This is a genomic window from Enterobacter cloacae complex sp. ECL72, assembly GCF_019056635.1.
In the GTDB taxonomy this organism is placed as follows: Bacteria; Pseudomonadota; Gammaproteobacteria; order Enterobacterales; family Enterobacteriaceae; genus Enterobacter; species Enterobacter hormaechei_C.
The window spans coordinates 4,185,272-4,200,746 of the sequence record NZ_CP077659.1; the positions used below are offsets into that span (position 1 = coordinate 4,185,272).

Genomic DNA, 15,475 nt, shown 5'->3' on the forward strand with positions numbered 1-15,475 from the left:
GTCAGATCGGAGCGGGATGGTTATTGTCTGAATAAAATTAAACTATATTGAGATAACCATGAATACGATTAAAAAACTTCCAGTAACCATGGCGGTTATCGCCGCGCTTTGCCCAATTTCCGTCCTCGCTCAGGAATTCACTCAGGAGCAAATCGACGCCATTGTGGCGAAAGCGGTGGATAAAGCCCTGGCCGAGCGTCAGGCCAAAATGGATGCTGCGGTCGCGAAAAAAGCGGACGTGGTGACCGAGCCGCAGAGCGCGGCGCAATCTCCGGATATGGCGATCCCGTTCGGGGTTAAATTTACCGGCTACGCCCGCTACGGCGCGCACTTCCAGGCCGCCGATCAGAAATACGTGGCGGTGGACGGCTCCTACAACGGCGCGTCCGCCATTGGTCGTCTGGGCAACGAAGGCAACGGCGGCGAGTTCCAGCTCTCTAAAGCCTTCAAGGGCGAAAACGGCGCCATCTGGGACATCAACGTGATGATCGACCACTGGGGCGACGAAGTTAACCTCAAGAAAGCCTACGCCGGCGTGACCAACATTATGGCCTCCAACCCGAACGCCTACTTCTGGGCGGGTCGCGACTTCCACCAGCGTCCGCAGCAGGGCATCAACGATTACTTCTGGATGAACCACGACGGTCAGGGCGCCGGGGTGAAGAACTTCGACATCGGCGGCGTGCAGTTTGACGTGGCCGCCGTGGCAGCGGTGGAATCCTGTAGCCCGGAAGTGATGGAGGACGAAGCGAACCCGTCGCGCATCACCTGTACCGGCGGGTCCGGCACGGGCGACAAAGGCAACTACGCCGCGACGTCTAAAATCCATGGTATGAAGCTCGGTCCGCTGGATCTGGAGCTGTACGCCAACTACGGCTTTGACTCGAAAGCGGTGGAGAGCGACGAACGTCTGAACGCCTGGCAGGGCGGCGTGGTGCTGAGCCACACCAACGACAGCGGCGTGAACAAGGTGATTGCCCGCTACTCCGATAACGCGGACAACAGCGTGTTCAACAAAACCGAGGATCTGACCACGGTCTACGCCAGCTTCGAAGGGCTGTACAAATTCACCCAGGCGACGCAGGTGGAGTACCTCCTCGCCTTCCATGACTACGACAACAGCCGCGATAAGACCGACAACCGCAAGAACTACAACGCCATCGTGCGCCCGATGCACTGGTGGAACGACGTTCACTCCACCTGGCTGGAAGCGGGCTGGCAGCACGTGGATTACGACAACGGCGGCGACAACAAGGGCTGGAAGCTGACCCTGTCGCAGAACATGTCTATCGCCATGGGGCCGGAGTTCCGTCCGATGCTGCGCTTCTACGTGACCGGCGGCAAGGTGGATAACGAACGTACCGCGCGCGTGAACAATACCAAAGATGAGACGCTGGACGACTTCAACGTCGGCGCGATGTGGGAGGCGTGGTTCTAAGGTCAACAACATGCCGGGTGGCGCTACGCTTACCCGGCCTACGGTTTTCGGAGAGGGCCGGGGTGAGGGCATCAGGCCGCACACAACCATGCTATGCTGTTGGCCAATTAACGACAACATAACAGGGGAGAACATGGGTTCCACACGCAAAGGGATGCTCAACGTCCTGATCGCCGCCGTTTTATGGGGCAGTTCCGGGGTTTGCGCGCAGTACATCATGGAGAAAAGCCACATCTCTTCGCCTTACCTGACCATGGTTCGTCTGCTGTTTACCGGCGTGATCCTGCTGACGCTCTCCTTCGTTCACGGCGACAAGATTTTCTCGGTCGTCAAAAACCGCAAAGACGCCCTCAGCCTGCTGTTTTTCTCGCTGGCTGGCGCGCTTACCGTGCAGCTCACCTTCCTGCTGACAATTGAAAAATCCAACGCCGCGACGGCCACCGTGCTCCAGTTTCTGTCGCCGACCATTATCGTGGCATGGTTTGCGCTGGCGCGGAAAACGCGTCCCGGCATATTTGTCTTATCCGCGATTTTCACGTCGCTTGTGGGTACCTTCCTGCTGGTAACCCACGGCGACCCGACGTCGCTCTCCATCTCGCCGGCCGCGCTGTTCTTCGGTATCGCCTCGGCGTTTGCCGCGGCGTTTTATACGACGTACCCGTCGACGCTTATCGCCCGCTACGGCACGCTGCCGATTGTCGGCTGGAGTATGTTGATTGCGGGACTAATGCTGACGCCGTTCTACGCCGGACGCGGCACCACCTTCGTGATCGACGGGGGCCTGCTGCTGGCGTTTTTCTACCTGGTGGTGATAGGTACCGCGCTGACGTTCAGCCTGTATCTGAAAGGCGCACAGATGATCGGCGGGCCGAAGGCGAGCATTCTGAGCTGCGCCGAGCCGCTGAGCAGCGCGCTGCTGTCGGTGGTGTTGCTGGGGGTGGCATTCACCCTGCCGGACTGGCTGGGGACGCTGCTGATTGTGTCGTCGGTGGTGTTGATTTCGATGGATTCGAGAAGACGGGTTCAGACATCGGCGTAGCCTGATGCCCTCACCCCAACCCTCTCCCACGGGAGAGGGAGAAAAGCACTACTTCGCCTTAACCTTCCCCGCCACCAGCAGCGCGGTCAGCAGCATCAGCGTGCCGGAAATTACCAGCGGCGAGGTCAGCCCCAGGTGGTCGAGCGCTACGCCGCCCACCGCCGCGCCGCAGGTATTCGCCAGCTGGATCACCGCCACCTGAATCGACCCGGCTTTTTCCGCCTGATCGGCAAGCGAGCGGGTGATCCACGTCGACCAGCCCACCGGCACCAGCGCAAAGGCAAAGCCCCAGATAATCGCGATCGCCGAAGCCACCCACTTATCGCTGCCCCACAACACCAGCGCCGCGGCGCTGATCGCCAGCACCAGCGGGGCACCCGCCAGCGCCACCTTCAGGGAGCGCTTCAGGAACTGGGACGACAGCGAGGTGCCGACAAAACTGGCGATCCCGAAGCTCAGGAGCACCAGCGTCAGGCCGTCCACGTCAAAGCCCGCCATGGTCATATACACCGGGCGGATATAGGTGAAGAAAGCAAACTGCCCGGCAAAGGCCATGAAGATGGCGGTCATCCCCGCCAGCACGCCGGGGCGCTTCAGCAGCGCGAACATGTTCTGTTTGTGGTGCGCCGCTTCCCCCGGAAGGGACGGCAGCGCCTTCCACACCCAGATAATGCACAGCACGCCCATCACCGCCGCCGCGTTAAAGACGTTGCGCCAGCCGATAATTCCACCGAGGAAACTGCCCAGCGGCGCGGCGATCACCAGCGCGATCGAGACCGCACCGAAGATAACGGACAAGGCTTTTGGCACCGTACGCGCGGGCACCAGGCGCATGGTCAGCGAGGCGGACATCGCCCAGAAGCCGCCTAATCCCAGCCCCAGACAGGCACGGCCGAGCAGCAGCAGGGTGAAGCTTTCAGCGAAAGAGACCAGCAGGCAGGAGAGCGTCAGCAGCACGCTGAACAGAATAACCACTTTGCGACGGTCAATGGTGCCGATCGCCTGCGTGATAAACAGGCTGGCGAACATCGCCACAAACGCGGTGACGGTCACGGACTGCCCCGCCACGCCCTCGGAAATGCCCAGATCCTGCGCCATCGGCGTCAGCAGGCTGACCGGCAGGAACTCGACGGTGATCAGGCAGGCGACGCAAAATGCCACGGAGAAAACCGCCGACCAGTTGGGGCGTGAAACCTCTTTGGCCTGCGGTGTAGTCGTGGGCTGGGTATGTTCTGTCATGGCATCACCTGAAGATAAAAACGTGCGGAAAAGTCGCGCAGTTTATCATCAAAAGTGTGACGAATTTAACGTTTCGACAACTTTTGTCGTTTTTTAATGCCGGGCGGCGCTGCGCTTGCGCCGGCCTACGGGCTTGTAGGCCCGGTAAGCAAAGCGCCACCGGGCAAAATTACCCGCGAGCCTTAAGAGCGGCATTCGCAAATCCCACGATCCACTCCTGATGCCCGTTAATCATTGGGTTCGGCACGGTGCGCGCTAATTCCTGCGCCGGCACGCCTTTCTGCGACTCCTGAGTCAGAATGCGCACGCGGTTTCCCGGCAGGTCTTCAAACAGCCAGGCGTGGATCACGTCCAGACGCGAATTTGCATCCCCTTCTACCCAGCCGTGCCACGCGATACGCGCGGCTTCGCCCTCCACGGGCGGAACATACTCCGTCACCTGCGCCTCAACCGGGAAGCCAAAGGTGGTGAAGCGGAAGCGGGCGTTGGCGCTCAGCGCCGGGCCGCTGCCGTCGTGAAAACGGATATCTTCGGCGTTGCTGTAGTAGTTCGGCCACAGGGTGGTGTCGTTGAGCTGCGCCCAAATCTCTTTTGCGCTCAGCCCGGCGACGAAGATTTCGTTGGAGGCAAAGTTATCGGTGGTGCCGGGCAGGTAGTCGTTCGGCCAGATAATGGCGGATTGTTTCATGGTTCACCTCATCGGTTAGTTGATAAGGTGATGGTGCGCCTGCGGGTGATATAAATCTAATGACGATGCTTTATACTCTTCATCACGTTTTGTGATATCATTGCAGGTAAAACACGCCCTCTTCCGGCAGGAAAAGCTGGTTGTAGCGCAGCTGGAAGGCGTTGAACTCCTGCGGGTCTGGCTCTATCTCGCGCATAAAGCCGAGCGCGAGGCGGATTTGCGCGTCGGTGATCGGCGCGGCCAGACGGGCTTTACGCAGCATGCGGTGCCAGGTATGCAGATTCTCTTCGCTGGCGTCGACGATGCAGACCTGCCAGATCAGCAGCACCTGGGCGGCATTTTGCAGATGCGCCTCGTCGGGGCGTTCAAGATAGCGGATAAACTCATTGCCCGGCGTTTTACCGAACTGGTCAATCATCGACTCGACCGGCATCGGGGTGATCCCCAGCCGCTCGCTTAAACGTTTGATGGCGCGGCGGGAGTCTGAGGTCAGGACACGAAATCCAACCACAAACACCACGGCAAGCGTTGCCAGCATTATCCAGACCATGCGTTCTCCTTAGACTAGCCGCCCATCATAGCGGGAAACGCAGCGCGTCAACAGCGGGCAGCGCCATAATAGTAAACGGAAAAGAGGTGGAAAAACGTCATGAAAGCGGATCTGCGCACGCTGGATCTTAACCTGCTGAAAACGCTGGATGCCCTGCTGGACGAACGCAGCGTCACCCGCGCGGCGGCGCGTCTTGCCCTGACCCAGCCAGCGGTAAGCGGCATGCTTAACCGCCTGCGGGATTACTTTGAAGACCCGCTGTTTATCCGCGCGCCGCACGGCATCGTGCCTACCACCCGGGCGGAAGCAATGGCGGCTCCCGTCAAACGCATTCTGGCAGATATCGACGAGCTGCTTCAGCCGATCGCCTTTGATCCGCTCACCGCAACGTTCACCTTCACGCTTGCCGCGACCGACTACGCCCTGCGCGCGGTCGTCGTGCCGTTTATCGCTGCGCTTAAGGTGCAGGCGCCGGGTATTCGCGTGCGCGTGGTGCCTGTGGAATCTGACCGTCTGGTCAGCCAACTCGAACAAGGCTCTGTCGACGTGGCGCTGATCACCCCGCATACCACGCCTGACGAGCTTCACAGCCGGGCGCTTTATGATGAACGGTACGTTTGCATGATGCGTGCTGACCATCCGGATGCCGGACAGCCCATGACGTTAGACCGGTTTTGCGCCCTGGAGCATGTGCTGGTCTCTTACGAGGGCGACGGTTTTCGCGGCGTAACGGATGGCGCGCTGGAGAAGACTGGCCGAACGCGGCATGTTGGCTTATCGGTGAGTAACTTTTTAGTCCTGCCGGACGTGCTGGCCCTCAGCGATATGATTGCCGTTGTGCCATCACGCATAGCGGAAAAGCAGACGGGGATGTTCGTCTGCGAGACGCCGGTTCCCGTGCCCGGCTTTACCAAAAGCATGGCCTGGCACGGCAGAACGCACCGCAACCTCGCGCAGGCGTGGCTGCGCGGGCTGTTGCTGGAGACCAGTCAGCGCGCCTGAAGCCCTTTCAGCAGCGCCTCGTGGAAGCGGGCAGGATCCTGCATCTGCGGCGCGTGGCCCATGTCGTTAAATTCAATCAGCGTCGCGTGCGGAATGCGCTTCGCCGTCTCTTTGCCCAGCACCGCGTAATTGCCGAGCGTCTTGCGGATCTCCGGTGGGGCGAGATCCTTCCCGATGGCGGTGTTGTCCTTCGTGCCGATCATCAATAATACTGGCATCTTCAGCTCGTTAAATTCATAGACGACCGGCTGGGTATAAATCATGTCGTAGAGCAGCGCCGAGTTCCACGCCACGCGCGCTTTGCCCGGCCCGTTGTTCAGCCCGGCAAGCATGGTGACCCAGCGCTCGTACTCCGGCTTCCACTCCCCGGCGTAGTAGGTGTTTTTCTCGTACTGACGAATACCGTCGGCGCTGACTTTCAGCTCGCGCTGGTACCACTGGTCGACCGTAATATGCGGCACGCCGCGCGCTTTCCAGTCTTCAAGCCCTATTGGGTTCACCATCACCAGCTGCTCCACCTGCTGCGGCCACATCAGCGCGTAGCGGGTCGCCAGCATGCCGCCGGTCGAATGGCCGATAACCGTGACGCGATCAACGCCCAGCGTTTTCAGCAGCGCGTGGGTGTTATCCGCCAGCTGCTGGAAGGTGTACTGATAATGCTCCGGCTTGGTGGATTTGCAGAAGCCGATCTGGTCGGGTGCGATCACGCGATACCCGCTGGCTGAAAGCGCGCGGATCGTGCCGTCCCAGGTGCCAGCGCAGAAGTTTTTGCCGTGCATCAGCACCACGGTGCGGCCGTTGGGTTTTTCCGGCTTCACGTCCAGGTAAGCCATATCCAGAGGCTGGTTCTGCGAGGTAAAGGTAAAGTGTTTTACCGGCCAGCCGTAGTCAAAACCTCCCAGCTTCTCACCGTAGGTGGGGGCATCCGCGGCCATTGCGGGGGAGGCCAGCGCCATCAGCAGCGCCAGGCAGGACAATCGTCGGGTCAACATGCAAGCTCTCCGTTAGCAAAAAGGGCTAAGGCTGCACGAAAGGCGGCAGCAAAAAAACTGTAGAGCATGGAGAGGGGCGGGTGTGTAAAGCGGGGTAAAGGTAAAAGGCAGGCCGTGAAAAATAAAAAAGCCCGGCATCACACACCGGGCAAAGAAGTTACCTGCACACTCAGGCTACTTTTAATTTCTGCGCACGATTCTCGCGGCGGATCTTACGCTCTTCCAGCACCGCAACCATCGCCATCAGGACGATACAGCCAATCGCTGCCGCATCCAGCGCGGCAAAGGTGCCCGCCCAGCCGGTGAGGCCGAAAATTGGCGTGCCGTCGGCGATCATGCCCAGACCGAGCTTGGCGAAGCTGTCGCCGATCAGGTAAGCGAAGGTGCCCTTAATCCCATCGGCTGCGCCGATCGCTTTTTTCGGCACAAAGCCAACCGCCGCCACGCCGATCAGCAGTTGCGGACCGAACACCAGGAAGCCGAGCGCAAACAGCGACGCCAGGTAAACGTACTGGTTGCTGGCGTGCTGGTAAACGCCGAGCGTGGCGATAATCAGCGCCAGCGCGACGCAGGCCACCAGCGCGCGACGGCCATTGGCGAGGTCCGAGAGCCAGCCCCACAGCAGGGTACCGACCAGCGCGCCTACTTCGAACAGGGTGAAGCCCTGAATCGCCACCTCTTTCGAGAGCTTCAGCTCCTGGAAGGCATACACGGTGGACCACTGGTCGATACCGATACGCACCACGTACAGGAAGATGTTCGAGAAGCAGAGCAGCCAGATCACTTTGTTTTTCAGCACGTACTCAACAAAGATCTGCCATTTGGACATCTCGTTTTCTTCGGTCTCTTTGTCCTCCTCGCTGATCTCCTCCCCGAACAGCTCTTCAGCTTTGCCGAGGCCGTAGGATTCCGGGGAATCGCTGCCGTAGCGCAGGCCGATAAAGCCGACAATCAGGGCGATAATCGACGGGAAGATAAACATGCCAATCACGTGGCCGTCGAACAGGTAGTTCGCACCGAACAGCGCCACGCCGGCCGCGCCCGCTCCGCCGAGGTTGTGGGAGATGTTCCACATGCCGAGGTACGAACCCCGCTTGCGGCGCGGCGTCCATTTGGTGATGGTGGAGTAGCTGCACGACCCGCCGGTGCTCTGGAAGAAACCGCTCAGGGCGTAGAAGGCGATCATCAGGAACAGGCTGACGGAGCCCGCGCCCATGCTGGCGCTAAAGCCGAGCATACAGATGGCGGAGAGGATCAGCATAAACGGCAGGAACTGCTTGGTATTTTTGCCGTCCGCGTAGTAGGACACAACCGTTTTCCCCACGCCGTAGGTGATGGAGAAGCCCAGGCCAATCATCCCCAGCTGCGTCATGCTCAGCCCGTAGGTTGAGATCATGTCGTTCTGCGCGATGTTAAAGTTTTTGCGGATCAGGTACATGGTCAGGTAGCCGATGAAGACCACCAGATAGGACTGCATGAACGGTTTGAACCACATCTTGCGCCGCACGTCGAGCGGCAGATCCAGGGTCGGCTTGCGCACCTGATTTAAGAAGGCCAGCATGACTGAGTTACTCCTGAGCTGATTTTTGCAGCATTGTAAAAACCAGCCAGGAGAGATGCCTGAGACAGCGTCCAGGTGAAACCGGGAAAATTTCTTAGTTTTGCGCGTCTCGGCAGCAAAAGGTGAGGCGCGTCACGCTTCGCGCGGTGCCTGCGCGTGCAAAAACGGCAGCAACAGCAGGGCGGAGATGCCCGCCGCGATGGCGATCACCGCGAAGAACCCGCTCCAGTGCCAGACGTCGATCACCCGCGCCAGCGGCCAGCCGGAGAGCGATGCGCCAAGGTAGGCAAACAGCCCGACAAAGCCCGTCGCCGCGCCTGCCGCCTCTTTGTGGGAACACTCCGCCGCCGCCATGCCGATCAGCATCTGCGGGCCAAAGACGAAAAAACCGATGGTGAAGAAGCACGCCGCCTGCATCACGTAGCTGGCGAACGGCATCAGCCACAGCGAGCCGACGGAGAGTAAGATCCCGGCAGCAAAAATCAGGTTCATCGGCCCGCGGTTACCGTTGAACAGCTTGTCCGAGCCCCAGCCCGCCACCAGCGCGCCGATAAACCCGCCCAGCTCGAACATCGTCACCGCCGAGTTGGCGGTCACCAGGTCCACGCCGAGAGTTTCGGACATGTACAGATTGCCCCAGTCGTTGATCGCCGCGCGCACCACGTAGACCAGCACGTAGCAGAGCGACAGCAGCCAGATGTACGGGTTTTTCAGCACGTATTTGGTGAGGATCTCCTGGCGGGACAGCCCGGCCCCTTCCTGCTGCTGGGCGATCTCCATCTCGTCGTGCCGCCAGTCGCCCACCGGTGGAAGGCCGACGGTTTGCGGCCTGTCGCGCAGGCGCCAGCAGAGGAACAGCCCGGCGACAATCGCGAGGCCACCGGCAATCATCATCCCCGCGCGCCAGCCGTAGTGCAGCGCCGCCGCGCCGACCACCATCGGGATCAGCGCCCCGCCGACGTTATGCGCGGTATTCCATATCGCCCACCAGCCGCCGCGCTCGTTGCGTGAGTACCAGGCGGTGAGCAGGCGGGCGCAGACCGGCGCGCCCCAGCCCTGGAAAAAGGCGTTCAGCGCCCACAGCAGGGCAAAGGCCCACAGCGAGGTGGAGAAGCCAAACAGGATGTTCACCACGCCGGTGGCGATCAGCCCGACGCCCATAAAATAGCGCGCGTTGGAACGGTCGCTGACGATGCCGGAGAAGAACTTCGACAGGCCGTAGGTGATGTAAAACAGCGTCGCCAGCAGGCCGATATCGGTGCGCGTCATCACGCCGCTGGCGAGGATTTCCGGCGCGGCGGCGTTGAAGCTTTTGCGGGTGAAATAGAACAGCGCGTAGCCGAGCCAGATGGTAATCAGGATATGGCGACGCCAGTAGCGGTAGCGGGCATCGATTTCCGCTTTGTTGCTTAGCGGGGCGGCGCTGGCGGGGGTTTTAAACATGGTGTGTCCTTAACGGCAAACTGACGCTGACGCGCGTTCCGTGGGTGCAGGAGATCGTCAGCGTGCCGCCCAGCGCCTTCACGCGCTCGCGCATGCCCGCCAGGCCAAACCCCTGCTGGCCGGAGCCCGGCGGCAGGCCGCAGCCGTCGTCTTCAATCACCAGCATCAGGCGCTCGTCCTGCTGCCAGCCCTGGATCGTTACCGCGCTGGCGCTGGCGTGCTTGACGATGTTGTTCAGCCCTTCCTGGCAGACGCGGAACAGCGTCACACGCTGGCCTTCACTCAGCGCAGGTTCGTTAATGCGCCAGTCGAGATGGCTGACAATCCCGCGGCTCTCCAGCTCCATCTCGCGCATCAGAGAGCGTATTGCCTGCTCGAGCGAGAGATCGTCAAGCTGGCGCGGGCGCAGCCGCCCTAACAGGCGACGAACGGAATCATAGACGCCCAGCGAAAGCTGTTCGATATGCGCCCCGCCCTGCTTCACGCCCGCGTTTTCTGCCGCCAGGCGCTGAACAATGCCCGCCTGGGTGCGGATGGCGGTGATGGTCTGGCCGATATCATCGTGCAATTCGCGAGCAACCTCCTGGCGCACGCTCTCTTCCGTCTCCAGCAGACGCTCCGCCAGACGGCGGTTGCGCGCCAGCTCGGCTTGGAGGGACTGGTTCAGCTCGCGCAGGCGCTGTATGCCCGCGCCGAGCAGCAGCCCGGTGAGGCTCTGAGCCAGCAGCGAGAGCAGCAGATCTACCGGGTGATCGTGCCAGGTCTGGCTGGCAATCAGCGCGATGGCGTTCATCAGCGTGGCGATCAATGCGCCCTGCCAGCCGTAATGCCAGGCAAGGGCGATGATCGGCAGCGCCAGACAAAACGGCGTGAAGCGTGATAATTCAGCGGGCAGACCAAGCTGCAACCACAGGCTCACCACAAACAGCAGCAGATACCAGATCAGGTGCCGGGCGCGCCAGTTCACCGGCTGGGAGACCAGCGCCGGGCCGAGCGGCTGCCAGACGGTGCTGGTAAGGTAATGCCAGATCACAAGGCAGGTCGGGGCCAGCGTCAGGCCGCCGGTGAGGGTCAGCAGCAGGGCGTTGAGCCCCTCCTTTTCACCCACCCACGGCAGGGACTGCAACAGCGCGGCGGCAATCAGCGCCGCACCCTGACGCAGCAGCGTGCGCCAGTCGCGCTGGTGACGGTAGCGGGAAATCAGGGCGACCGGGATAAGCGTGAGCAGGCTTCCGGTCATCAATAAAGGCAGGTGCGCGAGGGCCACTTCCTGCGCCAGCCAGATCAGCATCAGCCACTCTGCGCCCAGCAGCACCGGCCAGTAGCCGCGCGGGCATTGCAGCATTAGCCCCAGCCGCAGGCCAAAGGGGAACAGCAGCACCGCCAGCTCCGGGCGCTCGACAAGATGCAGGCTGATACTCCACAGACAGAACCACGCGGCGGAGAAGATGAAAAAGCTGGCAACAACGGCGATCAGCCGCGAAAACAGGGAGTTCATTGCCAGCTATCAAACATACGGCGCGCCAGCTCGACATCGTTACTGACGTTGAGTTTTTCCATCAGGTTGGCGCGATGAACGTGAACGGTCTTTGGCGACAGCCCCAGCTCTACGGCAATCTCTTTCACCGACATGCCCTGGGCAAGTTTCTCTGCCACCTGGCGCTCGCGTCTGGTGAGCGGATCCTGCCGTCCCGCCGCCAGCTTGATGGCAATATCCGGCGTCAGGTAGCAGCCGCCGGTGGAGACGGTACGCACGGCGGCAATCAGCTCGTCCGGGCTACAGCGTTTAGAGAGAAACCCGCGCGCCCCCGCGTTGAGCGCCTGCTCGACCAGCGCCGGGCTGTCGTGGACTGAGAGCATGATCGTCGCCATCCCTTTCGGCAGCTGGCTTAACAGCTCCAGCCCGGAGAGGTCCGGCATTGAGATATCGCAGATACAGACCTGCACCCCGCGTCCCGGCAGACCCGCCAGCGCCTCGCGTCCTGAGCCAAACTCGGCCACGACCTGAAAATCCGGCTCGAGGTTTAAAAGCTGGGCAAAGCCGGAGCGAACGATAAGGTGGTCGTCGATAAGGGCGATGGTGGTCATGGTTTGATCCTGATGCGTGAACGCGCCGGATGGCGGCGCAAACGCCTTATCCGGCCTACGTGTAACGTCCTTGCAGGCCGGATAAGCGCAGCGCCATCCGGCAAAAGCCTCTTACCTTAAGTGATTTACTCAAAAAACACCGCAATTTTGTTAAACATGGTGGGATCGGACTGGTTGCGTGCCACTTTGGTGACGTCCTCCAGCTTGTCGATCTGCGCCATCATCTGCTCCAGACGCTGGTCGTCGTTCACCAGTAGCCAGATGCGGCTGTGCTCGCTGCCCTGAATCGGCAGGCACAGAATGCCTTCCACGTTAAACGCCCGACGGGCAAAGAGCCCACAGACGTGGGTCATGACGCCTGGGTGGTTGCGGACGGTGAGTTCCAGAATGACGTTATCACATTGTTTCTGCATGGCTTATTCCCCCACCATCTCAGTATTTGCCGCACCCGGCGGCACCATCGGATACACTTTTAGTTCAGGGTCGATACGCACGTGGATCAGCGCCGGGCCAGGGCGAGAAATCGCATCCTGCAACGCCGCGTGGGCATCTTCTTCGGCGTTCAGATCGCAGGTGTGCAGGCCAAAACCAGCGGCAATCTGCATGAAGTTGATCATCCCCGGATAGGTCGCCGCAAACACGCCCTGCTTGTAGAACAGGCTCTGCTGCTGGTGCACCAGGCCCAGCGCCTCGTTGTTCATCAGAATGATTTTAACGTCTAACTGGTTTTCGGCCGCCGTCGCCATCTCCTGAATATTCATCATCAGGCTGCCGTCACCGGAGAAGCAGATCACCTTGCGGTCCGGGTTGGCGAGCGCCGCGCCAACCGCTGCTGGCAGGCCGAAGCCCATGGTGCCAAGGCCGCCGGAGGTCAGCCACTGGCGCGGACGGTTCAGCGGATACGCCTGAGCGGTCCACATCTGATGCTGGCCGACGTCGGTGGTGATAATCGCGCTGTCATCCACGCAGGCGGCGACGGCGTTGATAAGACCATAGTGGCTCAGCGGGTCGCCCTCGGTTGGGATAGCGCCCGGGAACTCCCGTTGCAGATCGGCTACCAGCTGGCGCCAGTCGGCGCGGTCGGTTGCCTCCGTCTGCGGGATCAGCTGCGCCAGCACCTCGGCCACGTCGCCCTGGATCGCCACGTGCGGCTGCTTGATTTTACCCAGCTCGGCGCGGTCGATATCCACGTGAATGATTTTGGCGTTCGGGCAGAACTGCTCGGTTTTGCCAATCGCCCGGTCATCAAAACGCGCCCCCATAACTATCAGCAAATCCGCCTCTTGCAGGATGTAGTTGGTGCTGCGCGCGCCGTGCATGCCCAGCATGCCGAGAGAGAGCGGGTGCGCTTTTGGCAGCATACCCAGCGCCATCAGGGTCATAGTGGTGGGCAAATTAGCTTTTTCAGCGAACTGGCGGATTTCATCCGCGGCGTTGATCGTCCCGCCGCCCAGATAGAGCACCGGGCGTTTGGCGGCGTTGATCATCGCCGCCGCATCGCGCACGCTCTCAGCGCTGAATTCTGGCGCGGGGGCACGGTCACCCGGCTCCGGCAGAACGTCGATCTCAATTTCTGCGGTCTGGACATCCTTAGGAATGTCTATCCACACCGGGCCCGGGCGGCCAGACTGCGCAATGCGGAACGCATCGCTGATAACCTGAGGCAGCTCGCTAATATCGCGAACTAAATAGTTATGTTTGGTGATGGGGATAGAGATGCCGTAGGTGTCGACTTCCTGGAACGCATCGGTGCCGATCATCGAGGACGGCACCTGGCCGGTAATGCAGATCAGCGGAATGGAGTCGAGACGCGCGTCGGCGATGGCGGTCACCAGGTTAGTGGCGCCCGGCCCGCTACAGGCCATACAGACCGCCGGTTTACCCTGGGTACGCGCCATGCCCTGGGCGATAAAGCCTGCGCCCTGCTCGTGGCGCGCCAGCACGTGGCGGATCTGTGTGCTTTGGCTTAACGCATCATACAGCGGCAGTACGGTCCCACCCGGGATGCCCGCAACGGTGGTGATGCCCTGTCGTTCCAGTAAATGAACAATCAGCTGCGCGCCTGTAAAACGCGTCTTGGTGGATGTTGTGCCCGAACTTGCCATGCTCCAGTCCTTTTCTTCTGAGCCAGCCTTCCGGGGAGGGTCCTAAACGAAAAACCCCGCCCGGTTTGCGCCGGCGGGGTTTTGGATTCGTGTGTTGATCCAGTCCCTACGGCGCATTGCCGACGACCACCACCACACGCACGACGACCACTGCGGCAGGTTGCGCAGTTTTTAGTAGGGTCGACGTGAAGATGGATGAAGTCATTGGGGACCTGTGTTTGGAATCATTGATTGAATTTATACAAACACAGGTTTTCGGATGTGACAATGGAAATATTTTCATCTGCGCAAAAATGCGTCAGGGATCACGTTTTGTTTGTTGGGTGGTGACACTCAATAAAGGTTTTTTACTCACTCAATAAATAACGCAGGTGATACCCCAAATCTGGCCGCCAGCTTTTTAATATGGTTCAGGGTAAGCTGTCTCTGACCATTCAGAACCCGTGAAACCATCGATTTACTACCAATTTCATCCTTAAAATCCGATATCGTCAGATTGTATTGATCCATCAAGGTTCTTAAAACTGCAATTCCGACGGGAACGGACTCCATCTCCTTGCGTAATGCGACTATCTCTGGCCCATTAGCTTCGTAATGGCTAATTCTGGCGCACACAATATCCAGCAAAGGACTATTGGGCTCGTTCATAAGGAGATACTCAACCAGCTCAAGCGCATCCTTATAATCTTTCTCGCTCGGCTGTTCACCCAGTAAAGGAACGGCCGCAACAAGGGCGTGCGTAGCTTTCATTGCATCAGCGACGATCATCATTTCTTCCCCTTAGTGCGATGTTTCTCCGTAAAACGGTCATATTCCTTATGAGTAAAAACATGGCGCACATAAAACTTTTGGCTTTCAAAGAATATGAGAGCCACTACTCTGAGATTGTTATTTGCAATATCAATAACATAATGCTTATCAAGATACTTGAAGTTATCCAGCGTTGGGAAAAGTTTTCTCAGTGCAGCGGGCGTCGGGCAGTGGCTCTTTTCAATAACTCGTCCTAAAAAGAGAAGCTCTTCTCTGTGTTGCGGGAACTGGCTTACCGCATCCAAAATTGCCTTCATTGAGATTAAATGCATCCTGCTTGCCTGCCGCGTCCATTGCCATTATGGCAACGATAACACCTGTTGCCAATAAGTCAACGAAGGATACTATTTTCACTTCGTCAGAAAACAAAAAACCCCGCCTAAGCGAGGTTTTTATCAGGGTTTTGCGGTTGGTTGCCGCAGAACACACTGTGTTACGTCAACGCGAAAAGTATACGCGATCGAAGACGAACGCGCAATTCCGGCACGGATTTTGACGTTTTTGAGTATGGATCGCCTTC

16 protein-coding genes are annotated in these 15,475 nt (G+C 59.6%); 3 read left to right on the plus strand and 13 right to left on the minus strand.

What is annotated here, in order from left to right:
* Positions 1 to 58: 58 nt before the first annotated feature.
* Together KTH07_RS20225 and KTH07_RS20230 are read left to right on the plus strand one after the other, a co-directional pair.
* Complete coding sequence (locus KTH07_RS20225; RefSeq protein WP_017694006.1) at positions 59 to 1,438, plus strand: carbohydrate porin; 1,380 nt, start codon at positions 59 to 61, stop codon at positions 1,436 to 1,438.
* Positions 1,439 to 1,571: 133 nt separating this feature from the next.
* On the plus strand, positions 1,572 to 2,477 hold the full coding sequence (locus tag KTH07_RS20230; protein WP_017383673.1) for an EamA family transporter: 906 nt from the start codon (positions 1,572 to 1,574) through the stop codon (positions 2,475 to 2,477).
* A gap of 48 nt (positions 2,478 to 2,525) precedes the next feature.
* On the opposite strand, the gene nepI is transcribed toward KTH07_RS20230, so the two are convergent.
* From nepI to KTH07_RS20245, 3 genes are all read right to left on the minus strand, one after another.
* Positions 2,526 to 3,716 carry a purine ribonucleoside efflux pump NepI gene (gene nepI, locus KTH07_RS20235; protein ID WP_023302830.1) on the minus strand — a complete coding sequence of 397 codons (1,191 nt, stop codon included), beginning with the start codon at positions 3,714 to 3,716 and terminating at the stop codon, positions 2,526 to 2,528.
* A gap of 169 nt (positions 3,717 to 3,885) precedes the next feature.
* Positions 3,886 to 4,404 carry an SRPBCC domain-containing protein gene (locus KTH07_RS20240; RefSeq protein WP_023302829.1) on the minus strand — a complete coding sequence of 173 codons (519 nt, stop codon included), beginning with the start codon at positions 4,402 to 4,404 and terminating at the stop codon, positions 3,886 to 3,888.
* Positions 4,405 to 4,501: 97 nt separating this feature from the next.
* Positions 4,502 to 4,954, minus strand: a complete 453-nt coding sequence (locus KTH07_RS20245) for a DUF1198 domain-containing protein (RefSeq protein WP_032620537.1) — start codon at positions 4,952 to 4,954, stop codon at positions 4,502 to 4,504.
* A 99-nt stretch (positions 4,955 to 5,053) separates the two neighbouring features.
* Here KTH07_RS20245 and KTH07_RS20250 point away from each other — a divergent pair, with 99 nt between their 5' ends.
* A complete protein-coding gene (locus tag KTH07_RS20250; RefSeq protein WP_015570111.1) occupies positions 5,054 to 5,956 on the plus strand; it encodes a LysR family transcriptional regulator in 903 nt (300 codons plus the stop codon).
* Here KTH07_RS20250 and KTH07_RS20255 read toward each other — a convergent pair.
* The 10 genes from KTH07_RS20255 to KTH07_RS20300 all read right to left on the minus strand — a co-directional run bounded on the left by KTH07_RS20255 (position 5,944) and on the right by KTH07_RS20300 (position 15,227).
* On the minus strand, positions 5,944 to 6,948 hold the full coding sequence (locus KTH07_RS20255) for an alpha/beta fold hydrolase (RefSeq protein WP_023302828.1): 1,005 nt from the start codon (positions 6,946 to 6,948) through the stop codon (positions 5,944 to 5,946). The genes KTH07_RS20250 and KTH07_RS20255 overlap by 13 nt on opposite strands.
* A 169-nt stretch (positions 6,949 to 7,117) precedes the next feature.
* Positions 7,118 to 8,509: a hexose-6-phosphate:phosphate antiporter gene (uhpT, locus tag KTH07_RS20260; protein ID WP_006808805.1), complete on the minus strand. Its 1,392-nt coding sequence runs from the start codon at positions 8,507 to 8,509 to the stop codon at positions 7,118 to 7,120.
* A 132-nt stretch (positions 8,510 to 8,641) separates the two neighbouring features.
* Positions 8,642 to 9,952, minus strand: coding sequence for an MFS transporter (locus tag KTH07_RS20265; RefSeq protein ID WP_017383677.1), 1,311 nt, complete (start codon positions 9,950 to 9,952; stop codon positions 8,642 to 8,644).
* Positions 9,945 to 11,450, minus strand: coding sequence for a signal transduction histidine-protein kinase/phosphatase UhpB (gene uhpB, locus KTH07_RS20270; RefSeq protein ID WP_017694010.1), 1,506 nt, complete (start codon positions 11,448 to 11,450; stop codon positions 9,945 to 9,947). The genes KTH07_RS20265 and uhpB overlap by 8 nt, the downstream gene beginning before the upstream one ends.
* Positions 11,447 to 12,040, minus strand: a complete 594-nt coding sequence (uhpA, locus tag KTH07_RS20275; RefSeq protein WP_003861054.1) for a transcriptional regulator UhpA — start codon at positions 12,038 to 12,040, stop codon at positions 11,447 to 11,449. The genes uhpB and uhpA overlap by 4 nt, the downstream gene beginning before the upstream one ends.
* Positions 12,041 to 12,165: 125 nt before the next feature.
* A complete protein-coding gene (ilvN, locus tag KTH07_RS20280) occupies positions 12,166 to 12,453 on the minus strand; it encodes an acetolactate synthase small subunit (RefSeq protein ID WP_015570113.1) in 288 nt (95 codons plus the stop codon).
* Between the two features lie 3 nt (positions 12,454 to 12,456).
* A complete protein-coding gene (gene ilvB / locus KTH07_RS20285) occupies positions 12,457 to 14,145 on the minus strand; it encodes an acetolactate synthase large subunit (protein ID WP_023302827.1) in 1,689 nt (562 codons plus the stop codon).
* A gap of 106 nt (positions 14,146 to 14,251) precedes the next feature.
* Entirely contained in the window at positions 14,252 to 14,350 is a 99-nt protein-coding gene (gene ivbL / locus KTH07_RS20290) for an ilvB operon leader peptide IvbL (protein ID WP_057979964.1), read from the minus strand.
* A 146-nt stretch (positions 14,351 to 14,496) separates the two neighbouring features.
* Positions 14,497 to 14,916: a type II toxin-antitoxin system HigA family antitoxin gene (locus KTH07_RS20295; RefSeq protein ID WP_023302826.1), complete on the minus strand. Its 420-nt coding sequence runs from the start codon at positions 14,914 to 14,916 to the stop codon at positions 14,497 to 14,499.
* Positions 14,913 to 15,227 carry a type II toxin-antitoxin system HigB family toxin gene (locus KTH07_RS20300; protein ID WP_023302825.1) on the minus strand — a complete coding sequence of 105 codons (315 nt, stop codon included), beginning with the start codon at positions 15,225 to 15,227 and terminating at the stop codon, positions 14,913 to 14,915. Before KTH07_RS20300 ends, KTH07_RS20295 begins: the two co-directional genes overlap by 4 nt.
* Between the last annotated feature and the right edge of the window lie 248 nt (positions 15,228 to 15,475).